Genomic DNA, 22,576 nt, shown 5'->3' with positions numbered 1-22,576 from the left:
ATGACCGAGAACTTCGAGAACTGGTTCGATCGACTGCGCAGCGACACGCTGGACGAGCGGGATGGGATCGCGTTGCTCGCGAGTCTGCGCGACGCGTTGCGCGGAAGTGGCGCCCGTGCCGCGGCCGTGCCAGGGGACCGTCTCGACGGGGCGCGTCTGCCGCGCTTCGCGACGCCGGATTGGCAGGCGCGATCGTATCGCGAGGAGCGGCAGGTGGCGCCGACGTTTGACGCGGTACTTGTGGTCGGCGAGGCCAGTCTCGCGGCCGACTGGCGAGAGGGACTGACCGCGGCCTTTTCGCCGGCGCGGATCTTATGGATCGACACCGGCGCGCAGCCGCCGGAGGCCGCGCACGAGGATCCCGTGCCCGATGCTGTGGCCGAGAACGCCCGCGTGGCAGTGCTGCTGATCGACGATCTCGCGCAGGATGGCACCGTGGGGGAGGCTGACGAGCCGCATCGTTATCTGACGCGCTTGCTCTGGGCATTCGCGTTGCTGAGGAACCTGCTCGCCCGGCGTATCGAGCGCTGCCATCTGCTGCATCTGACGCCACTGCGTCATGCGCTGCCGATCGCCGCCGCATGGCATGGGCTTGCCAAGAGTGTCGTGCTCGAAAGTCCCCGCTTTGCGAGCGGCGGTGTCTGGCTGTCCGACTCAGACGCGGCCCGCGTGACACCCGAGTTGGTCGCACGCGAGCTGTCCGAACTGATGCCCGCGCGCCATCGAGACATTGCATGGATCGACGGCCGGCGCTGTGAGCGCGTGCTGGTCGCCCACGCGCATGGCGCCGTCGCCCCGACAGTCGGACCGTTGGCGTGCGGCGAGACGGTTTTGATCACGGGAGGGGCGGGCGGACTCGGTCTCGCGATCGCGGAGCGGCTGACGACCGATTTCGCGCTGCGCGTCGTGCTGTGCGGCCGCCGCGCGGCTCACGCGCTGGATGACCGACAGCGCGACTGGCTCGCGCGGCATCCGACCGTGCGTTATGTGAGCGCCGACGTGAGCGACCCGGATCAGGTGCGCACGCTGATGGCGGAGCTCGGAGCGGCCACGCCGCTCGCCGCGGTCTTCCACGCGGCGGGCGGTAGTGACGACGCGCCGCTGCGTGCGAAGTCGTTGCGCGCGATCCGCGCGGTGCTCGCGCCGAAGGTGCTCGGCACGCAGTGGCTCGATCGCCACGCGATCGGCCTCGGTGTGCGCTACTTCGTTTGCTTTTCCTCGGTCGCGTCGCTGGCCGGCAGCGTGGGCCAGGCCGACTACGCCAGCGGCAACGGTTTCATGGACGAATACTGCCGGCTGCGGCAGGCGGCCAGCGATGCATCGGGCGGCTGTTGCTACCTCAGCATCAACTGGCCCTACTGGCGCGAGGGCGGCATGCGCGCCGATCCGGGCCGCCTCGAACGGATCGCGGCCGACAGCGGCCTCACGTCCCTCGGCACGGTCGAGGGTGTCGACAGCCTGCTGGCCCTCCTCGCGCGTCCGGCACCGCAGGTCGCCGTGCTGCCGGGCGAGCGTGCCAGGATCGACCGCGCGTTCCTGGCGACGCAGCCGCCGGAAAGGCCCGTCGCTCGCGCCGAGGCGGACGATCCGGCCTCGGGATTGCGCGAACTGGTTGCGCGGACGCTGAAGATGGCGCCGGAGGCGATCGATGCCGACACGCCGTTCAGCGAGTATGGCTTCGACTCGATCCTGTTGACGGAGCTGGCAAGCACCATCGGCCGTCGCTATCCGGGGCTGGAACTCGAAGTCGGCGTGTTCCTCGATCATCCCACGCTGCGCGAATTGAACGACTGGCTACGCGTTCGGCTGGCGGACACATCCTCGGATCCCGACATCGCGCGAGCCGCGCGACCGGACGAAGTGGCGCCGTCCCAGGGCGACCCATTGCTCGACAGGTTACGCGCGCTGGCCTCGACGATCCTGAAATTGCCGGCGACTGACATCGACGCCGAGACGTCATGGTCGACATTCGGCTTCGATTCGATCAGCCTCAACGAGTTCGCGGTATTGATTGCGCGTGATTTCCGGACCGGACCGCTCGCGGCGGATCTATTTCTGTCCTGCGCGACGCTCGCGGAGTTGGCTGCGCATCTCGCCGCGCGCGTACGCGCCACCGAGCCGGCGCACGAGCGGGCGCCGGCGCGCCGCGTGGCGGTGTCGGCGCTGACGAATCCCGGCCCCGTACCGGACGCGACCGAGGAAATCGCGATCATCGGCATGGCGGGGCGCTTTCCGGGCGCGAGCGATCTGCCCGATTTCTGGCGCAACCTCGTCGAGGATCGCCATGCTGTGACGGAGATTCCGGCGGACCGCTGGCGGTGGCAGGACTATGCGGCCGGCGCGCCGGGCAAGACCGATTGTCATTACGCGGCGTTCCTGACCGCGATCGACCGTTTCGACGCCGCGCACTTCAGCATTTCACCGCGCGAGGCGGAGTTGATGGACCCGCAGCAACGACTGTTGCTCGAATGCGCATGGGAGGCGTTCGAAAATGCGGCAATCGCGCCCGACTCGGTCCGCGGTCGAAGGATCGGACTATTCTTCGGCGCGGAGAAGCACGACTACCTGTCGTTGATCGCCGACGCGGACGTCGACATCGATCCCTACATCAACACCGGCAACGCCCACGCGATGCTGACCAACCGCGTCTCATACTTCTTCGGCCTCACCGGCCCCAGTATGACCTTGAATACCGCGTGCTCGAGTTCGATGACGGCGATCCACGCGGCGGTCGCGAGCCTGCGCAGCGGAGCATCCGAGATGGCGCTCGCGGGCGGCGTGAACATCTTGTTGAGCCCGGGGCTGTTCGTGCTGAACCGCAAAATGGGAATGTTGACCGCCTGCGACCGCATCAAACCGTTCGACCGCGATGCATCCGGTCATCTGTTCGGCGAGGGGCTCGGGCTGGTGCTGCTGAAGCCGCTGCGTCTTGCGTTGCGCGATGGGGATCCCGTGCATGGGGTGATTCGCGCGGTCGACGTGACGCACGGCGGCCATGGCCGATTTCTGACCGCGCCCCACGCGCCGTCGCACGAAGCGTTGATCCGGGGCGTCCTTCACCAGGCCGGCGCGTCGCCCGCCGACGTTGACTATCTGGAGGCGCAGGGCAGCGGCGACGCGTCCACCGACCGCATGGAGCTGGAGACCTACCACGCGCTGTACGGCGACCGGGCGGGCGGCGAGCCGCTACCCATCGGCAGCGTGAAGGGGCATATCGCTCACCTCGGCGCGGCGTCGGGCGTGACCGCACTGATCAAGGTGCTGCTCTGCATGAGCCACGACCGGCTGCTGCCGATTCTCCATCATCGCCAGATCAACTGGCCGCACGACGAGCCGTTCGCGGGCCGGCTGCTGACCGCGCATGCCGAATGGCGTCCGAAGTGGGTCGATGGATGCCGAGTGCCGCGCGTTGCCGCGGTACACAATTTCGGCTACGGCGGCGTGAACGGGCATCTGCTGGTACGTGAATATCTGCGAGCGCCGGCTGTCGAGGCGAGGTGGCCGGCCGTCGCGCGGCTTTGGGTGGTGTCAGCGCGCACGGCCGCGCAATTGCGGCAGAGCGTCGCGCGCCTCGTCGCCTACCTGCGCGACGGCGGATACCGGCTGCATGGTCAGCGTGAGCCCGGAGTCGAGTCGATCGCATTCACGCTGCAGACCGGCCGGCAGCCGCTCAATCATCGCCTCGCCTTGTGGATCGGCGATACTTTCAAGGTCGACGGGCTGCGCACGGCGCTCGCACGGCTCGACGCGTGGCTCGCGGACGGACACGGCGACGCGCATCTGCTGACCGGTGTCGTCACGCCCGCGAGCCGCGTCGAGCCCAGCCCGGCCAGCGACGAGGCAGCAGACGATCCCTTGCGCATCGCCGCGCGCTGGATCAGCGGCGCGCCGATCAATTGGACCGCCTGCTATGGCGACACGCGGCCCGCCCGGATCAGTCTGCCTGTCTATCCATTCGCCGCGACCCGGTACTGGGTGGCGTCCCGCAAAGACGGCGACGGAGCGGCTCCGCAGGGCGGCTCGACGGCGCCAGGCGCAGCCCCGGCTCTCGCCGGCGTGCCATCCGCTGCGCGTGCCCGGCCTGCAGCCGTCCTGCATCCGTTGTTGCATCGCCTGATCCCGGCCGATCGCGCGCTGCGTTTTCTCAGCACCTTTTCCGGCGACGAGCCGTTCTTTCGCGACCATCGTGTGCGGAGCGCCGCGATGCTCCCGGGTGCGGCGTATTGCGAAATGTTCATCGCGGCGGCGACACTCGCGATGCCGGAATCCGAACGGTGTTCGGCCGGATTCCGGCTCGAACACCTCGTTTGGACCCGTCCGCTTGTCCCGTCCGACGGTACGGCCGACATTGCGGTGACGATGGAGCCGGCTATGACGCCGGCTCGTCGTGCCGGCATAGACGGCCGCGATGTGTTTCGCTTGACCGTCGGCGATGTCCGCAGCAACGACGCGCAACCCTATGCCCAAGCCATCGTCGTGCCGGAGCAGCGCGACACGATGCCGGTTCCACCCGTCGTCGCAGTTGAGCAACTGGCCGTGTACTCGCGCGGTACACGGATCGACGGGGCACGGCTGTATCGGCGCTTTGCCGAATTGGGCTTCGAATATGGTCCGAGCCACCGGTGCATCGACGCGCTGTTCTACGACGGCGACGAAGTGCTGGCGCGCATGCGTCCGTACGAACCGGACACGCACGGCACGGGCTACCTGCTCGCTCCCGGCCTGCTCGACAGCGCTTTGCAGGCCTCGATCGGCTTTGATCCTGCAGCGCTCGACGCGAACCATGATGGTTACCTCGACGGCCGGCTGTCGCCGTTGCTGCCGTTTGCGCTGGAGCGACTGCGTTGCCATCGCACGTCCGGTCTGTCGGAACACGTGCGCTGGGTCAGGCTGCGACGGCGCGCGGGCATGGCCGGCAACCCGGTCGTGAAGCTCGATGTCGATCTGTTGGACGCCGACGGTCATGTCTGCGCGCGCCTGGAGGGGTACAGCGCGCGACGCGTGAAGTCGGAAGTCGCGGCTTGCGCCGTCCCCGCGACGCGTCGTGATGCGGCCGGCACGATACCGGTGCCGTTGCCCGAGCCTGCCGTTTGGCGCGACGAGGACGGTGTGCGCGTCTACTCCTGTCGTTTCGAACCGAATGACCTTTATCTGCGCCATCATCGGATCGATGGGCAAGCCCTGTTACCGGCGGTCGCGCTGCTCGATCTGGCGCGGGTCATCGCCGACACGCTGCCTCGCGACGAGGCTGCCGCGGCACTGCGCATCAGCCGGGCCACCTGGCAGAAGCCGGTATTCGTCGGTACGCCGGGGCGCGATGCAGCGCTACGCGTCGCCCACCGCGATGGCTGTTGGACGGCTACGCTGGAAAGCGGCAACGGCATGCAAGGAGGCGTGGCCCCCTATGCGCAATGCGATCTCACCTGGACCGCCGACGTTCCCGACGCCGACCCGTTGCCCGATCGCGCACGCCGTGCCGGCGCGCCGCTCAGCAAGGCGGACGTCGCCCAGCGCTTCGCTGGCTCGCTCGTCCGCGAATCGGGCAACGTCTTGGGCCTGCCGGGTGGAATCCGGATCATCGGTTGCGAGAGCAGCGCCGACACGACTTGGCTGACGCTAGCCTGTGAAGATGGAAACGACGACTCGGCCGGCGGCGCGCGCTCGACCGCGTTCGGCCTACTGTTCGCGATAGTCGACTTGTGCGGACGCGACCGTGAGGCGGCAGGACTCGCCATCCCCTACGGGATCGACGAATGCTTGCTGTACCGGGCCTTTCCCCGCCAGGTGCGGGTCGAGATCCGTGCAGCCTCACCGGGCACCAGTGCGCGCACGCGTGTCTACGACATCCGCATCGCCGATCTCGAGCATCGACCCGTGATGCAAATCACCCGGCTCACGATGGTCGCGCCGCGCGAAGCAGCGGCGGGTCCGGCCGCGAGCCCGACCGCTTTGACCGATGACGCGACGCTGGCACTGCAACAATGTCTGCGCGAATGGGTCGGCGAATTGCAGAAAATTGATCCGGACGAGATCGGACTCGATGACGATCTTGCGACGTTCGGTCTCGACTCGTTCAGCTTCACGGCGCTTTCAAGCCGTTTGAACGATCGTTTCGCGATCGACACGATGCCTACCGTATTTTTCGAGCATGGCACAGTCCGCGCACTGGCGAATGGCTTGCTGCGCACCTATCCGAACCTCGCGGCCGGTCTGCGAGACGACGGTCGCGTGACACGGCGGGACGAGCCGGGGCCAGGCGCGATCTCGCCGGTAAGCGCTTCATTGCCGCGAGGGCCGGCCGGAACCGACGCGATCGCGATCGTCGGCATGGCGATTCGTCTTCCACGGGCGAAAACGCTCGATGCATTCAGGCGGCGCCTGATCACGCCGCACGAGGAGGCGAGTGGCCTCGAGGCGGCTGCTTCGAATCGGGCCGATACGGATAAGAACGGCGCGGATGCGGCGACACAGGCCGATCGGGTCCCGCCAGCATGGTTCGGCGCCGACGTCGAGGAGGGGGCGTCCGGCCGGGGGCTCGTGTCGGTGCTCGAAACCGTCTGGCACCTGTTCGAGGACGCGGGAATGGCGCCGGCTACGCTGCGCGGTAGCGATACCGAGGTCTACCTGGGCGTCTCGTCGCGCGCGACGGCGGAGAGCGATCTGCCCGTTGCGTTGCCCGCATCGCATGCATTCTCGAACCGAATCTCGTTCGAATTTGATTTTCATGGCCCGAGTCAAGCTATCGATACGGGCTGCTCGAGCTCGTTGGCCGCGCTTGCGCGCGGTGCCGAACGCCTGAGGCAGCGGCGCTGCGGGCTCGTGGTCGTCGGCGGCGTGAATGTGATCGCGCCAACGTGCGGCGGGGAGGCTCGCGCATCGGACAACATGGACGGTGGGATCGGCATGGTCCTGCTGAAGCGTCTCGACGACGCGCTGCGCGATGGCGACCGGATTCATGCCGTGGTCGCCGCGGTCGCCGAGAACCATGGCGGACGTACGCTGTCCTTGGCCGCGCCGAGCGTCGAGGCACAGCGCGAATTGCTGATCGCGGCGTATCGTCAGGCGGGCGTCGGCGCGGCTGGGATAGGCCATATCGAATTGCATGGCGCCGGCACGGCGGTGGCCGACACGATCGAGTGCGAAGCGCTGCGCGACGCGTTCACCGAACTGCGGGGACGGCAAGCCGTGCCACGGGAGGCGCCGCGTTGCATGCTCGGCGCGATCGGCGGACGGCTTGGCGCACTCGGCGCGGCGGGTGGCATGGCCGGCGTGATCAAGACAGCGCTGATGCTGCGGCATCAAACAATCGCTGGCCATCCGCCATGGCTGGACACGCGCCTCGTCGATCTCGAAGGCAGCGGCTTGGAAGCGGTCGGCGAGGCGGCGCGGCCATGGCCCGCGACACACAATGCCCAGCCTCGCTGCGCGGGCGTCAGCAGTTTCGGCGCGACTGGCGCGAACGCGCATGCCGTGTTGTTGGAACATGTGGCGGTCCCGGCCCATCGCCCCGATGGGATGTCGCCGCCGGATTCGGCCCGCCTGTTCCTGCTGTCCGCGCACAGCGAAACCGCGCTGCGTGCGCAGGCTCGCGCGCTCGCGTCCCATCTCGCGCGGTGCGCGTCGGCGGACGACATCATGGCCGATGCGCGAGGGCAGGTGCTGCACGACATGGCGTACACCTTGCAGGCGGGACGCGACGCGCTACCGTGGCGCTTTGGCGTAGTGGCGACGACATCCGACGCGTTGCAACGACAGTTGCGGCTGTTCAGCGATGATCCAACGGAGGGGTGTGCGGCGCTCGCCGAATTCCGCGTGGCGCACGTCGATCCGCTCCGCCCTGACTTCTCCGACGACGAGGATATGCAGGCGCTGGTACGGCAATGGCTTGAGAAAGGGAAACGGATGCACGTGCTGCGTCTCTGGCTCGATGGCGTCTCAATCGATTGGCGAGCAGCCTACCGTACGCGCCCGGGTGCACTGACCGACCTGCCGCCGTATCCGTTCCCGAGCGCGGTGGCGCTACACGAAGCCGGCACGGACTGCGCCGTTGCCGCGGCTCAGACGCCGGCTCGTGCGGCGGGCGATCTCGCGGTCGACGTACGCATACGTCGCCTGCTCATCGGCGGACCGGAACGCCACGCGTCCATTGACGGGAATTCGCCCGCCGATGCAGAGGCGCTCATGCAACGCATTCGCCACGTGGGCGAGTTGCTCGGCGCCACGTTGAGTGTCGGCGATGCTTACCGGTACCCCAATGTCGACGCGCTGCGCACCGCCTTGCGCGATCGTGAACGGCGCGCGGAGGCTGCGGATGGAGTCGCGGCCGCGGCTTCCGGCGATCCGTTCGCGCGCTACTACCGGATGGCGTTTGGTGAAATCGATGGCTTCGAGCGTGCGCTACTCGAACTGGACGACGATGTCATCCTCGACGTTCTGCACAATGTCTCGCCGGGCAAGCCGCCGCTCCTGCTGCTGGCGCCCATGGGCTGCCTGGGTACCGCCTGGCTGCATCAGGTGCGCGAATTCGCAGCCGACTACTCGATCATCGTGTGCCATTACCCAGGCCACGCGGCGAGCAGCGGCACCGCCGCGCTGTTGTCCGCGGCGGGGACACTGGCAGACGTCGCCCGGTTGATCTGGACGGCGCTTGATCGACTCGGCATCGGCTTGCCCGTTCATCTCGTCGGCTGGTCGATGGGGGGGCTCGTTGCGGAATGCATGACAGCCGTCGATCCGGAGCGGGTAGCGTCGATGACGCTGGTGAATGGGCTCGACGCGCCCGGCAACGGCGGCCTCGACCGCGCGATGCGCGAGTTGGTGCATGAGGTCTCGACGCAGGTCGCGCCCGAGGTATATCGCCATTTTGAGGGCGACCACTTCGCGATCAAGGCTTGTTATGACGCGAGCATCCTCGATGCCTACCTGCGTTGCGCCAGCGCTACCACGGTGAAGAAGGATCTCGCCGCGCCGAGGTTTCCGGTGCTGGTACTCGCGGGGGGGCGCGATCGCGTGATTCCGCCGGAGGCGTCGAGGCGCCTGTGGGAGCGCTTCGACGGCGCCGCGTTCGAGTTGCTGGACGAAGCCGGACACTACTTGCCGATGACGCATGCGGACTGGTTCAACGAGCGGTTGAGGCAGCATCTCGAAGTGACGGTCTGACCGTCCGAGCGCGTCGGCGCGCTCTTTCCACAAGACGCATGCATCGAGTGAGTCATATCATGAGAAAAGTCTTTCTGTTCCCAGGGCAAGGTTCTCAGCGCCGCGGGATGGGGCGCGAATTATTCGGTGCATATCCGGCGCTCACGGCATGCGCAAGTGCCCTGCTCGGCTATGACATCGCCGAGTTGTGCCTCGACGATCCACGCCGCGAACTTGGTCAAACACGTTTCACGCAGCCGGCGCTGTACGTCGTCAGTTGCCTCTCGTACCTGAACCGAATCGACAGCGGCGAGCGCTCGCCCGACGTCGCCGTTGGGCACAGTCTCGGCGAATTCGCCGCGCTGTTCGCGGCCGGCGCATTCGACTTCGAGACCGGCCTCGCGATCGTCGAGAAGCGGGCGGCCCTGATGAGCGACGCGCCGGACGGCGCGATGGTCGCGGTGCTCGGCATCGATGAGCAACGTGTCCGGGAAATACTGGACCATCACCTCGCCGAAATTCAAGACAATGCATCATCGCCGGAAGTGGAGATCGCCAATCTCAATCATCACCTTCAGTGTGTGATATCGGGTACGCGCGAGCGACTCACTGAACCAACGCTCGCGCGGTGGTTTGAAGACGCGGGTGCGAGTTTCATTCCGCTCGATGTCGGCGGCGCGTTTCATTCCGTACGTATGAAGGGGCCGGCCGCACGTTTCGCCGACTTCCTGTTGAGCGTCGAGTTGCGGCCGCTGAGAATGCAAGTCGTCTCGAACTGGACGGCACATGCTTATCCGGCCGGCGATTACCGGCCAATGATGGTGAATCAGATGTTCAATCCTGTGCGATGGCGCGATTCGATTGCATTCCTGCTCGCGCGCGGTTATCGCGACTTCCATGAGGTCGAGCCGGGCGATGTCCTCAGTCGGCTCCAACGCCATATCGAAAGCGAGCAGCCGCACGGCATGTGACGCGCTCCGTATGAATTTCCAGAGAAGGCGAGAGAAGAACGTGAACACGGTCGGAATCGAAGCAATGAATCTGTATGCCGGTGTAGCCAGCCTGGACGTGACGGCGCTGGCCCGTCACCGTGGGCTCGACATGCGGCGCTTCAACAATCTGATGATGAAGGAGAAGACGGTCGCGCTGCCGTACGAGGACCCGGTGACGTTCGCGGTCAATGCCGCGATGCCGATTGTCGACGCATTGACCCAGTCGGAGCGCGACCAGATCCGGATGGTGATCACCTGTACGGAATCGGGCTTCGATTTCAGCAAGTCGATGAGCACGTATTGCCACGATCTACTCGGGCTGAGCCGTCACTGCCGCATGTTCGAAATCAAGGGCGCCTGCTATTCCGGTATGGCCGGTCTGCAGATGGCGGTCAATTTTGTTCTGTCGCGGACGTACCCCGGCGGAAAGGTATTGGTACTGGCAAGCGATGTGTCCCGCTTCATGGTGGAGAAGGGGGGCGATGCGTTATCGGCGGACTGGTCGTTTTCCGAGCCGAGCGGCGGCTCAGGCGCGGTCGCGATGCTGGTCAGCGACCAGCCGCATGTGTTCCAGATCGATGCCGGCGCGAACGGCTGCTACGGTTACGAGGTGATGGACACCTGCCGTCCGGCGGCGGATGCCGATGCCGGAAATGCGGACCTGTCGTTACTGGCATACCTCGACTGCTGCGAGAATGCGTTCCTCGACTATCGCAAGCGAGTCGCCGACGCGGATTTCGCGACGACGTTCTCGTATCTCGCATTTCATACGCCATTCGGCGGCATGATCAAGGGGGCGCATCGGACGATGATGCGCAAGCTCGTGATGGCGAAGCCGCCCGAGATCGAGGCGGACTTCGATCAGCGCGTGGCGCCGGGCCTCGCCGACTGCCAGTCCGTCGGCAACATCATGGGTGCGACCGCCGCGCTGTCGCTCGCGAGCACCATCCGCCACGGCGACTTTTCCGAGCCGCGGCGTGTCGGCGTGTTTTCCTACGGCTCCGGCTGCTGCTCCGAGTTCTTCAGCGGCGTCGCGACACACGAAGGCACGCACAGGCTGGCCGAGCTGGAGATCGGCGAGCAGCTCGATCGACGCCGAGATTTGACGATGGCTGAATACGATGACGTGCTCGAGCGAAGTCGCGAGATCCGCTTCGGCACGCGAAACCTGGACGTCGATACTGCGCTACTGGCAAGCGCGCGCGGCGTGCATCGCCGGCCAACGCTGTTCCTGAAGTCGATCCGGGATTTCCATCGGGAATACGAATGGGTGAACTGAACGGAGCGTGGCGGAACTTGACCGTCCAGTTCGACGATGGCATCTGCCGGATACGGATCGATCGCCCCGATACGGGCAACGCGATCGATGCGCGTCTGGTCGACGAAATGGACAGCGTGCTCGACGAGTACGAAGCATCCACACGCATCGTCGTGATCGAAGGTTTGCCCGACAAATTTTGCGTCGGAGCGGATTTCATGCAACTCGACGCAAGGTTGACGACGGGCGATTCGCTGAAGGCGCCGGATCCCGCACCGCTTTACGATTTGTGGACGCGGCTCGCGACAGGCCCCTATGTCAGCATCGCACATGTACAGGGACGAGCCAACGCGGGCGGCGTCGGATTCGCGGCCGCGTGCGATGTCGTGGTCGCCGCACAGACTTCGAGCTTCAGCTTGTCCGAGCTGTTGTTCGGGCTGATGCCAGCGTGCGTGCTGCCGTTCCTGATACGCCGCGTCGGCTTCGCGAGGGCGCACTACATGACGCTGACGACGCAGCCCATCGGCGCAGCACAGGCGCGCGAATGGGGGCTAGTCGACGTTTGCGGCGCTGACAGCCGTGATCTGCTGCGTCGGGATCTGTTGCGGCTTCGACATCTGAAAAAGGATGCGATCACACGCTATAAGCGCTATATGGCCTCGCTCGACGACAGCCTGGCCATGTCGCGCGCGCCGGCGGTCGCAGCCAACCTCGAAGTGTTCGGCGACGCGGACAACCTGCAAGGCATCTCGCGTTACGTCAACGCGGGAAAGCTGCCGTGGGAACCCGACTGACCCGGTCTGCCGCCGTGGTCCGCGCCGACATGACGTGGCGCACAATCCGGTACGAGCCAAAAGGAGAGAGGAATCATGAGTCAGCAACAGATTCTGGAATTGATCGCGAAACACACCCGGGAAATTGTCCCTGGGCTCGAAGATCATGTGTTCGCACCGGGCGATTCACTGTCCAACCTTGGCGCGAACTCGGTCGATCGCGCCGAGATCATCGTGATGACGCTCGAGGTACTGGCGCGGGAGATCCCCATTGCCAAGATGGCGAACGCGCAGAACATCGGCGAACTCGCGAGCATCATCGATGCGAATGCGTGACGATGCGGCAATCGTCGTCAGCGGCGTCGGCGTCGTATCGGCGATCGGGCAGGGCCGCGCGGCATTCATCGATGCGCTGCTCGAAGGGCGGCACCGGTTCGACACAATGCGTCGTCCGGGAAGGCAGTGGCGGCCGAATGGCGACGTCCCGGCAACGGCGTTTCTCGGCGCGGAGATCGATGCCCTGACCATCCCGGCGACGGTGTCGCGCGGCTTGTCGCGCACTGCGTCTTTGTCCGCGCAAGCGGCGCTCGCCGTACTCGATGAAGCATGGCGTGACGCGTGTCTCGGCGACGTCGATCCGGAGCGCATCGGTCTCGTGATCGGCGGCAGCAACATGCAGCAACGCGAACAGGTTCTTCTGCAGGATGCCTATCGCGAGCGTGCCGGGTTCATGCGCCCGACCTACGCGATGTCGTTCATGGACACAGACATGTGCGGCATCTGCTCCGAAGCATTCGGCATCCGCGGCTTCGCGCAGACAGTGGGAGCCGCGTCCGCGAGCGGTCAGGTGGCGGTGCTGCACGCCATCGAGGCGGTGCGCTCGGCCCGCGTCGACGTTTGTATTGCAATCGGCGGGCTGATGGATCTCTCGTACTGGGAGTGCCAAGCATTCAGTTCGCTCGGCGCGATGGCGCCCGGACATGACGGGATACAGGCGGCGCTGGTCAGCCGGCCGTTCGATGCGAAGCGAAACGGATTCGTCTATGGCGAGGCCTGCGCGGCGCTCGTGATCGAGCGCGACGACGCGCGACATCGGAACGGCGTTGCACCCTATGGATATATCGCAGGCTGGAGTACGGTATTGGATGCCAATCGCAATCCCGACCCATCGTTCGCGGGCGAGACCGCCGTGATCCGCGACGTGCTCGCGCGCGCCCGCCTCGACGCGCGCGATATCGACTACGTGAATCCGCACGGTACCGGCTCGCCACTCGGTGACGTGATCGAATTGCAGGCGCTGCGCGCATGCGGGCTCGACCACGCGTATCTCAACGCGACCAAGTCGATCACCGGCCACGGTCTTTCGGCAGCCGGCGCGGTCGAACTGGTCGCTGTGTTGTTGCAGATGCGTGCGGGGCGCTTGCACCCGACACGTAATCTCAATCATCCGATCGAGTCGGATTTCAACTGGGTGCGCCAGCAGTCGGTGCCGCACGAAATCCGGCATGCGCTGAACCTCAGCATCGGCTTCGGCGGCGTCAATACCGCCGTATGCGTGAGTCGCGACGATGCGGCTGCCGCCGGCGCTTTATAGGAGTCGATACGATGCAGGTATTCATGTTTCCGGGACAGGGTTCGCAAGCGAAAGGCATGGGCGGTGCACTGTTCAAGCGATTCGGAAAATTGACCGACGACGCGAGCACCATGCTCGGCTATTCGATTCGAAAACTTTGTCTCGACGATCCGCGCGACGAGCTGAAGGATACGCGTTTCACGCAACCGGCGCTGTATGTCGTGAATGCGCTCGCGTATTACGCTCGAATTGAGGAAGCGGCAAAACCGCCAGATTTCGTGATGGGGCACAGCCTTGGGGAATTCAATGCGTTACTCGCCGCCGGGTGCTTTGATTTCCTGACGGGACTCGAACTGGTGCGGTTCCGCGGACAACTGATGGGGCGCGCTGAGAATGGTGCGATGGCCGCGATCGTCAATGCGAATCAGGCTACGATCGAGAGAACCCTCATCGAGAACGGCCTGACGCAGCTGAGTCTCGCGAACTACAACACGCCGTCGCAAATCGTGATCTCGGGTGCGGCCGACGAGATGGCGAAGGCTCAACTCCTGTTCAATTCTGGCGACATGCGCTGCTACCCCCTCAATACGAGCGGCGCGTTTCACTCCCCCTTCATGCGATCGGCCCGCGAGGAGTTCGCACGTTTTCTGCAATCGTTTCGTTTCGCGGCGCCGAGCGTGCCGGTGATCTCGAACGTGTCAGCGCGTCCCTATGAATCGGCCGGTATCGATACGGCGCTCGCCAGTCAGATCGATCGCCCCGTACGCTGGTGTGACAGTATTCAATATCTGCTTGGCGTCGCCGCGCGACGTGGCGAACAGATCGAGTTTGAGGAACTCGGCAATGGCGACGTGCTGACGCGTCTCGTGCAGGCCATTCGCCAGCAAACATCGCCGGAAGTGATCGCCCATATCGCTACCGAGGTAGAGACGGGTTCAACGGTAGCGCCGATGGGTGCCGTGGCGGCGGATGCGCGAAGTGCGGCGGATAAGGTGGCGGCGTGGAATCGTCGCTATCCGGTCGGCACGCGCGTGACCTCGAAGCACCCCGAGTACCGGGATCTCGTCACGCGAACGGAAGCGGTAGTGCTGTTCAATCAACGCGCGGCGGTCTACATGGAAGGCTATCACGGCTATTTCGATCTCAACGAGCTGACGGCTGCCTGAATTCGCGCGTCGCAGCCGCCTGCCGCGCGCACTCCGCCGGCCTTGTTGCTCGGGGCGGGCACTGCGCAAGAACAGCACGCCCCAAACGTAAAATCCGCACGTTGTACCGGATATTCAGTGCATACGTATCGCTCTTCAAGGGATATTGTTAGTAGTCCGTCAAAGTTGTGGGGATGAGATGGTATCGAATGGTGACGATGCCGGGGTGACGCTTTTGGAAGCATGCTTGATGATCCGATGCTTCTCATACACGTGACACGTCGCACTCTTGAGCACTGTTTTTGACCATCCTCTCAAGGTCAGAGCCGAAATCCAACCTACTGGAATCATTCCATGACAGCGCTTCTAGATCAACTCAGATCCGCAGATGACTTTCAGATAGAGCTTCTTTTTCCCGAGCAGGAATTTTTCCTTCGCATTCAAGCGACCTCACGCTTGCCTGCGGTCGAATGGGTGACGCGGCACCGTCAGATGTTACGTGAAGCGCTTCTGCGATATGGCGTCGTTCTGATCCGCGGCTTGGATTGCGACCGAAAGGCATTCGGTACTATCGCGGAACGACTCGAACCGGGCGAGTTCGATTACACCGCCGGGAGCGGGCCGCACACCTCTGTCGACGCAAATGTTTTCACCATAGACGTACCCGGCTCGATGGCGCTGCCGCAGCATAATGAGATGGCTTATAACCTTTACTGGCCAATGCATGTTCTCTTCTTCTGCGAGCAGCCTCCGGCCCCGGGTACGGGTGGAACGACATCGGTATGTGACGCTCGCCAATTCCTACGGGACATGAACCCGACGATCTTGGATCCATTCTCGAAGTTTGGCATCCAGTATGTACGGAATTTTCCTAAAAATATGCCGTACAAATCTATCGGGGATACGTTTGGGACGAGCGACCGGGATAAAGTGAACGCGATATGCGCGGAGCGGAAAATCGAGCCAATCTGGATCAACGATGACCATCTGCAGATTCGTCAGTATGCCACGGCGGTCAGACGCCATCCTGTTACCGCGGAGGAAAGTTTTTTTAGCTCGGTTTGCGTCTGTCATCCAGCGGGCTGGTGGGATTTGCTCAGGCGTGCGTACCCGGCTGCATCGCTTCCTCGCTCGCAAGATGAAATCTGGCAGACGGCTTTGTACGGAAATGGCGATCCGATACCGGATGATGTAATACATCATTTGCTGCATGCTTACGAGCACCGGGAATACCATGTAATGTGGGAAAGATCAGACATTCTCTATATCGACAACATGCGCGCATCACATGGTCGCCGCGCATGTACAGGTCCACGTGCGATTCTCGGCTCTTTCCGCACGTCCATGAGCATGCGCCAGCTGGAGGCGGGCCATTCATAACTCGTGGATATTCGGCAAGCCCTTGGCCGCGTCGCGGATGATTTGATCAAGCGCCCACGCGCACATGAAAAATACACTGACGGGCGCGCATCCAATCACTTGAACAGGAAAGTCATTTTCAATGAATCCAGCCATTCATTTTTCCATTCTGTCGCCGGTGGGCTTTTTAGACCATTTTATTGGCAATGCCCTGGCGATGCTCAAGAGCCCCGCCGTTCAATGAATTTTATGATGCGAGTGAGTCATGAGTGATCTGACGGGGTCCTGGTCGCTGGAAGAGAGCGAATTCAGGCTGGCGAACGGCAACATTACTTACCCGCTGGGGAGAAATCCATCGGGACGCATCATCTACATGGAAAGCGGGCATATGTCCGTACTTTTGATCGCCAAGGGCAGGGCGAATGTTGGATTCATTCCTGAAAAATTCTGGCTAAATATATTTGGCATTAAAAGAATAATTGGATTAATTAGGTTGATCCGGGCAAATTCCGGAGTCCTGGGCTATTCCGGAAGATATTCAACGGATGGGAAAACGGTTTTACACCACGTTGATTTATCAAGTTACCCGGATTTCGTTGGGACAAGACTTGTGAGGGAGGTAAGGTACGAAGAGGGGCGGCTCGTCCTCGAGAATTCAACTGATTCCGGTTCGAGCCGGCTGGTTTGGGCGCGAGAGATTTAAAACGACAGCGGGTTGGGATCGCGGGATTCTGCAACGGTTAATATTTCTTGATGGGTTGTTGGTTTTTGAAATTGCGAAAACATGGAGTTCTTAAATGAGCGACGCCGGAAATGTCGAGAATGATGGCAAGAGCATTAAAGGAATTGCTGTAGATCCCGAAGTGTTGTCAATCATCAAAAACCCGGATCGACCTGAAGCATTCCCGTCCATAGCCAAAGCCCCCAACAACATCCCTGGGGTGAGTGGATTTATTGCGGGCATGAAATCTCTTTTTGCATATAAGCGAGAAGGGTTGCAGTTCTTTGCAAATCAGGCAAGCATTTATGGCAAGGTGTTCCGCAGCCAACTCGGCCCATACTCCATTGTCGGGGTGACTGATCATGAAGTCATATCGCAAATCCTGAAAAATGGCGATCGATGTTGGTCGACCGCACTGGCGGTAGAGAGGGTAACACGAGGGCTTAGTTTTGATATCGATCTGAAGAAGAAGAGTCGATTGATGTCATTGGATTTTGATGCTCATCGGCGAATGCGTAATTTGGTTCAGCCGGCTTTCAGCGATCGCGCACTCGCGAGCTATTTGACCGTCATCCATCATGAATTCGTTCACAATATCGAGGCTTGGCCTCGTGACGGGGCAGTGTCATTCCGAGTGGAAGCCCGGAAAATTTTTTCCCAGCTTGCAGCGCGTCTCTTCTTCGGTATTGGAGACCCAAAGGAGGCCGCACGTCTCGAAGGGGCCACTCGTGATTACTGGGGTGCGATTCCTGTTGTCTTGAAGAATCGACACCTCAGCGAACGATGGAAACGAGGCGTGGACGGGGTTGCGACACTTAGCAGCATTATGTACGACTTGATTCCGAAACGCCGTGACGAAGGCGGGGTGGATTTGTTCAGTCAACTGTGCAAGTCGAGGGACGATACGGGGGGACTGGATGACGACCAACTTGTCGATTTGATGCTCAATATTATCTTTGCCGCGTTCGACACTACGACAATGGGAATAACCAGCATGGCCTATCTGCTTGCCAAGTATCCTCATTGGCAGGAGGTCCTGCGAGCAGAAGCCATGCGCCTACCTGAGCAAGCGACGTTGGCCGACTTCAATGGCATGGAGCGAACTACCCAGGTCTGGAAGGAAACACTTCGCATGTTTCCCGTATCGGCCATCACACCCCGCGTTTCATTGGGTGAATGTCAAGTTGGCTCCTACGTCGCTCCTCCGCGGACGTTGGTCTTCAACTTCACCGGTCTCCTTGGCCAGGATCCGGATCTCTGGGATCATCCACAGCGCTTTGATCCCGAGCGATTCTCATCGGCGCGCGCGGAGCATCAACGGCACCGTGGCCAATATCTCCCGTTCGGACACGGTGTACATACTTGTGTCGGCGCCGCCTTGGCAAATCTTGAGGCAAGAGTCTTTTGGAGCATCGTCTTGACTCGGTATAGGTTTAGCCTTGCCAAGGATTACGATGCGGTTCATTGCATGAGCCCTTTGGGGAGCGTCTCCGGTGAAGTGGCGTTGAAGGTCGAAAGATTGTGACGGTACTGAAGCAAGCGGAGCTGGGAATGCCGGTTGTCGACTTGATTCGTCAGGCCGGCATTTCGGAACTGACGTTCTGTCAATCGAAGAAGTAATGCGCTGGGATGCAGTCGGATTATTGGCAGGAGACCGATTGCGGCCGCAATTCTCAAACGGGTGTTGTCATTCTGAGGGAATTGTAAATGAATCGTCTTGTACATTCTGCGCCAATTGTTGAGCTTCACAAATTTTACTAGCGATGGTCACGAAACCCGCTAGCGGCGTGCACGAAAGGAGCCAGCAGCGCTTGCGACCTCAATCTCACGCTCGGTCAATGTAGAAGAGAGGGGCAACCGCATCGACAAACTGCTGCCGTGGAACGTGGCCTCATCGTTGTCGCCTTCGGCTCGCGCGCAACCTGTCCGATAGAATCGCTCATCTCCTGCGTCAACAAGCGGCGCTACAGTATGACAAGGGCGCCTACAATTTCCCTTTCGCTCAGCTTCTTCAGTCATGACTATCGCTATCGAATCGCCAGATCAACCAGATGTGATTGCTCTGATTGCAGAGCTGGACGCCTATCAAGACTCCCTGTACCCACCTGAGAGCAGACATATCCTTGACCTCGCGGCGCTGAAGCAATCGAATGTCCTGTCTGCAGTTGCGAGAGACAGCGCGGGTAATGCCATTGGCTGTGGAGCGATCGTTCTCTACCCTGAGTTTGGCGAACTCAAACGCATGTATGTTAGTCCTCGCGGTCGCGGGCAAGGCGTTGCCAAGAGACTCTTGGCTCTTCTCGAGTCGAAGGCCATAGGTCTGGGCTGCAAGTTGCTCAAGCTCGAAACCGGACCGTACCAACACGAGGCGCTAGCTTTGTATGCCTCCGCCGGCTACGAGCGCCGCGGCCCGTTTGGCGATTACACGAATGATCCACTGAGTGTATTCATGCAGAAGCGCATCATCGCCGCGTAGGGCTCGCTTCGTGTCGCGTCTATCCCGTAGCCTCAGCGTAAGCGGTCGGTAAAGGACGCCTCTCCCCTCCATCTGCGTCACACTCGGTTAAGATCGACTTGCCGTGAGCGGCGAGTTTGCTCAGCGGCAGATCGTCGCCGCTACCCAGCGGACTCTTCGCCCATGCCATCAACTGCTTTCGAAGCGCACCTCGTTGCCCTTGCGCGAGAGTCTTCATGGTTTTGGCCTGCACTGGTTGCAGTCCGGTCCCTGAATCTACCTTCCTGGTGCATCGGTGCTGGTGCCGTACGGAACCTCGTCTGGGACTCTTTGCATGGATTGGAGACATCGTCAGCATTGCGTGACGTCGATGTTGCGTACTTCGATGGCGCTGATCTTTCTGCCGCGCGCGACGCAACGTTTCAGTCTCATTCAAGCAGGATGCACCCCCAATTGCCATGGGAGGTCACCAATCAAGCCGCCGTTCATACCTGGTTCGAGGCGGCTTTGGGTTACGCCGTGCCACCATTGAAGTCGCTGTAGGCCGCCGTCGCGTCGCGGCCAGAGTATGCAACCGCAGTCGGGTTGACTCTACTTCCTGATGACACGATCAAGGTTCTTGCACCGTATCGGGCACGTGTTGACGCGAATTCTCGATCGTGTGGCATTGCTTCGCGGCTTGCCGAATGCCATTCGGACCGACAACGGCAAAGAGTACTGCGGTCGGGCGATGTTGACCAGGGCATGCCAGCGAGGCGTGAACCCGAAGATCCTTGTAGGTGTTTCCGGGGGCTGTTCAACTGGCCGGTCCACTCGGTGCCAAGAAACTTGTTGCATGAAAATCTAACGGTAGGAGTCTCCTTTCCTATACTGGATTCACCTGACGAAACGGGAGGCAGAACATGAGCATCCGCGTTGCCGCCAATGAGCCTTCAAGCACTATCCAACTGGTCACCAAGGGCTATGCCAAGCTGCTGCTGACGGGCTTCGCGCTGATACCGCTGTATTTGATTGCCTACCTATATTTCTTTCAGGATCCTTCGCTGAAATTCGAGAATCACGCTTTTCACGAGCTTGCGATCGCTGCCGCCACGCTCGAAGGCGGATTCGTCACCTATGTCTGCTGGCGTTGCTATTGTCTGTCAGGCGAACCGCTGCTGCGTTGGCTCACGCTCGGCTTTCTCGGCTTCTCTCTCATCTATGCGTTGCATGGCGTCTTCACCGGCATGGCACATCACAATATCTGGCTGTTTCTTTTGTACGGGCCGGCCTCCCGCCTAGTCATGTCGATACTTATTTTCATCGGGCAGCTCACTTATAGCCACGCGGCCGACAGCGCAACCAAACGTGCTGATCGTCGCGTCTGGGCGACGTGGATTGCACTGTTTGTGCTGATCGACCTCTCGGTTGCCGGAATCGCCTACTCGCCAGTGGCCGGCGCCCCATGGATGCGCGTTTCGATGGAGGGAGGCGCGCTCTTGCTTTCCACCGTAAACGTCGTTGCGCTCGTCCAGCGTCGCATTCGCTCTCCGCTGATGACGATCTACGGCATTTCGGTGACGTCGTTCGCACTTTCCTCTCTCGCATTCATCCTTGGGGTACCGTGGAATCATATGTGGTGGCTTGCGCACGCAATCTTTGCGGCCGGCTTCTTTCTGCTCAGTTTCGGGGTTGTTCAGGCTTTTCACACGACGCGCTCGTTTTCGAAGATCTATAGCCAAGGAGAGCTGTTTGCCCGGTTGCGAGAAGCGATGGGGCGCACGGAGAGGGCGCTGCAGGAACTGCAGCGGACCAACGAGAAGCTCGAGCATATGGCGGCAACGGATCCGCTTACAGGCGCGGCCAATCGGCGCCAATTCATCGATCGCGTGGAGGCCGAAATTGCCCGGGCGAAACACAATGGCGCGCCGTTCTCGTTGCTAGCGCTCGATCTCGACCACTTCAAAATTATCAATGACAGCTACGGGCATCAGGCGGGCGACCGCGTGTTGCAGCGCTTTGTTACGAAATGCCGTGATGCGATCCGGCCATTCGACGGCGTCGCGCGGGTAGGTGGAGAGGAATTCATGGTGCTTCTGCCGCAAGCTGCTCTGGACACCGCTCGCTCAATTGGTGAGCGTATTCGCGCAGCGATCGCTGGCACACCGTTTGAGGCCGACATCGGTCAGCCGATTGAGGTCACCGTGAGCATTGGCGTTTCCGAGTTCGGGCGTGATGGGGAGACGATCGACGCGATCCTGCGCAAGGCGGACGAACGCCTATATCACGCGAAGCACCAAGGTCGCAACAGGGTGGTCGCTGCGTAGTCCGCTGCGGGTGTTCTGACCGGCCCTGAAGTTTGCCTCAGGATGCGCTTACGAGCCGCGCAATGCGGTAGGGTTCGGCTTTAACTTACTGACCAAGGTTGTCCATGAACAAACAGGAACTCATTGACGCAGTCGCTGCTAGCACCGGCGCCAGCAAGACTGCCACTAGCGAAGTAATCCAAGCCCTGCTGGAGGTCATTACGCACGCGGTGAGTGCCGACGATACCGTACAACTCATCGGCTTCGGGGCGTTCTCGCAGGGGCAACGCGCAGCCCGTATCGGCCGCAATCCCACAACAGGCGCGGAGATCGCGATCGCCGCGGCGAAAACGGTAAAGTTCATCGCAGGCAAGGCATTTAAGGATGCGGTGAACGCGCCGTGACGAAGCATGACGTTGTGCAAGCTGCCTATGTGGGTGTGCACCGTGAGGTCGTGGACGTTGTGGTATCCACGCGCGCAACGGCTGGCCGTCGTAGCGATGCAGGTACGCGAACACGGCGTCGAGGTCGTGCATGGCCGAGATGTACGGGAGCGCCGGCGCGCGATTCGTTCCGGCCGAGCCGTCCAGGTCCTTCGGCATCGCCACGGTTGGTCGCTGCGCAGCGGGACGCGTGCCTCCGGTGCAGCGACGAATCGATCGATGCTGTCGACGTCGAGCGTGACCGTGTCGCCATCGTCTCGGCGTGCCGGCGCAGCCACGCGACCACGGTGCGGGCCCTGCCGACGCCGATGCGCGGCACCGACCGCCACCAGGATCCGCGGCGGCGGTTGCAGCTGTCCAACGGTGCGCACCTCGATCTCGCAGTTGCTGGGCAACGAGCGCGGAACCAACGCGCGATCGCGTCATCGGGCGCC

Annotated in this window: 16 protein-coding genes and 1 pseudogene; 15 read left to right on the top strand and 2 right to left on the bottom strand. The window is 62.2% G+C overall.

What is annotated here, in order from left to right; translation table 11 throughout:
- The 8 genes from Bsp3421_RS01740 to Bsp3421_RS01705 all read left to right on the top strand — a co-directional run bounded on the left by Bsp3421_RS01740 (position 1) and on the right by Bsp3421_RS01705 (position 16,259).
- On the top strand, positions 1 to 9,159 hold the full coding sequence (locus tag Bsp3421_RS01740; protein ID WP_273995513.1) for an alpha/beta fold hydrolase: 9,159 nt from the start codon (positions 1 to 3) through the stop codon (positions 9,157 to 9,159).
- A gap of 59 nt (positions 9,160 to 9,218) precedes the next feature.
- Positions 9,219 to 10,109: an ACP S-malonyltransferase gene (fabD, locus tag Bsp3421_RS01735; protein WP_273995512.1), complete on the top strand. Its 891-nt coding sequence runs from the start codon at positions 9,219 to 9,221 to the stop codon at positions 10,107 to 10,109.
- 40 nt (positions 10,110 to 10,149) lie between these two features.
- A complete protein-coding gene (locus Bsp3421_RS01730; protein ID WP_273995658.1) occupies positions 10,150 to 11,409 on the top strand; it encodes a hydroxymethylglutaryl-CoA synthase family protein in 1,260 nt (419 codons plus the stop codon).
- A complete protein-coding gene (locus Bsp3421_RS01725; protein ID WP_273995510.1) occupies positions 11,397 to 12,182 on the top strand; it encodes an enoyl-CoA hydratase/isomerase in 786 nt (261 codons plus the stop codon). Before Bsp3421_RS01730 ends, Bsp3421_RS01725 begins: the two co-directional genes overlap by 13 nt.
- A gap of 75 nt (positions 12,183 to 12,257) precedes the next feature.
- On the top strand, positions 12,258 to 12,497 hold the full coding sequence (locus Bsp3421_RS01720) for an acyl carrier protein (RefSeq protein WP_273995508.1): 240 nt from the start codon (positions 12,258 to 12,260) through the stop codon (positions 12,495 to 12,497).
- A complete protein-coding gene (locus Bsp3421_RS01715; protein WP_443111419.1) occupies positions 12,490 to 13,755 on the top strand; it encodes a beta-ketoacyl synthase N-terminal-like domain-containing protein in 1,266 nt (421 codons plus the stop codon). Before Bsp3421_RS01720 ends, Bsp3421_RS01715 begins: the two co-directional genes overlap by 8 nt.
- An 11-nt stretch (positions 13,756 to 13,766) precedes the next feature.
- Positions 13,767 to 14,900: an ACP S-malonyltransferase gene (gene fabD / locus Bsp3421_RS01710; RefSeq protein ID WP_273995504.1), complete on the top strand. Its 1,134-nt coding sequence runs from the start codon at positions 13,767 to 13,769 to the stop codon at positions 14,898 to 14,900.
- Positions 14,901 to 15,233: 333 nt separating this feature from the next.
- Complete coding sequence (locus tag Bsp3421_RS01705; RefSeq protein ID WP_273995502.1) at positions 15,234 to 16,259, top strand: TauD/TfdA family dioxygenase; 1,026 nt, start codon at positions 15,234 to 15,236, stop codon at positions 16,257 to 16,259.
- On the opposite strand, the gene Bsp3421_RS01700 is transcribed toward Bsp3421_RS01705, so the two are convergent.
- The gene (locus Bsp3421_RS01700; protein ID WP_273995500.1) at positions 16,254 to 16,394 is read right to left on the bottom strand and encodes a hypothetical protein; all 141 of its coding nucleotides are present in this window, start codon (positions 16,392 to 16,394) and stop codon (positions 16,254 to 16,256) included. The genes Bsp3421_RS01705 and Bsp3421_RS01700 overlap by 6 nt on opposite strands.
- Before the next feature lie 109 nt (positions 16,395 to 16,503).
- Here Bsp3421_RS01700 and Bsp3421_RS01695 point away from each other — a divergent pair, with 109 nt between their 5' ends.
- The 7 genes and pseudogenes from Bsp3421_RS01695 (at position 16,504) to Bsp3421_RS01670 (ending at position 22,103) form a co-directional block, all read left to right on the top strand.
- A complete protein-coding gene (locus Bsp3421_RS01695; protein WP_273995499.1) occupies positions 16,504 to 16,941 on the top strand; it encodes a lipocalin-like domain-containing protein in 438 nt (145 codons plus the stop codon).
- A 94-nt stretch (positions 16,942 to 17,035) separates the two neighbouring features.
- Positions 17,036 to 18,484: a cytochrome P450 gene (locus Bsp3421_RS01690; protein WP_273995497.1), complete on the top strand. Its 1,449-nt coding sequence runs from the start codon at positions 17,036 to 17,038 to the stop codon at positions 18,482 to 18,484.
- Positions 18,485 to 18,976: 492 nt separating this feature from the next.
- Positions 18,977 to 19,435 carry a GNAT family N-acetyltransferase gene (locus Bsp3421_RS01685; protein ID WP_273995495.1) on the top strand — a complete coding sequence of 153 codons (459 nt, stop codon included), beginning with the start codon at positions 18,977 to 18,979 and terminating at the stop codon, positions 19,433 to 19,435.
- Positions 19,436 to 19,597: 162 nt separating this feature from the next.
- Complete coding sequence (locus Bsp3421_RS01680) at positions 19,598 to 19,957, top strand: nucleotidyltransferase family protein (RefSeq protein WP_273995494.1); 360 nt, start codon at positions 19,598 to 19,600, stop codon at positions 19,955 to 19,957.
- 88 nt (positions 19,958 to 20,045) lie between these two features.
- Positions 20,046 to 20,159, top strand: a pseudogene (locus Bsp3421_RS34180) (IS3 family transposase); the annotation flags it as partial.
- Positions 20,160 to 20,316: 157 nt separating this feature from the next.
- Entirely contained in the window at positions 20,317 to 21,720 is a 1,404-nt protein-coding gene (locus tag Bsp3421_RS01675; RefSeq protein ID WP_273995493.1) for a GGDEF domain-containing protein, read from the top strand.
- A 104-nt stretch (positions 21,721 to 21,824) separates the two neighbouring features.
- Positions 21,825 to 22,103: an HU family DNA-binding protein gene (locus Bsp3421_RS01670; protein WP_273995491.1), complete on the top strand. Its 279-nt coding sequence runs from the start codon at positions 21,825 to 21,827 to the stop codon at positions 22,101 to 22,103.
- 25 nt (positions 22,104 to 22,128) lie between these two features.
- On the opposite strand, the gene Bsp3421_RS01665 is transcribed toward Bsp3421_RS01670, so the two are convergent.
- The gene (locus Bsp3421_RS01665; RefSeq protein ID WP_273995656.1) at positions 22,129 to 22,560 is read right to left on the bottom strand and encodes a phage integrase family protein; all 432 of its coding nucleotides are present in this window, start codon (positions 22,558 to 22,560) and stop codon (positions 22,129 to 22,131) included.
- Positions 22,561 to 22,576: the final 16 nt, after the last annotated feature.

It is taken from the genome of Burkholderia sp. FERM BP-3421, assembly GCF_028657905.1.
Lineage (GTDB): Bacteria > Pseudomonadota > Gammaproteobacteria > Burkholderiales > Burkholderiaceae > Burkholderia.
The sequence above is the reverse complement of the archived record's forward strand: the minus strand, read 5'-3'. Positions and strand labels throughout refer to the sequence as shown.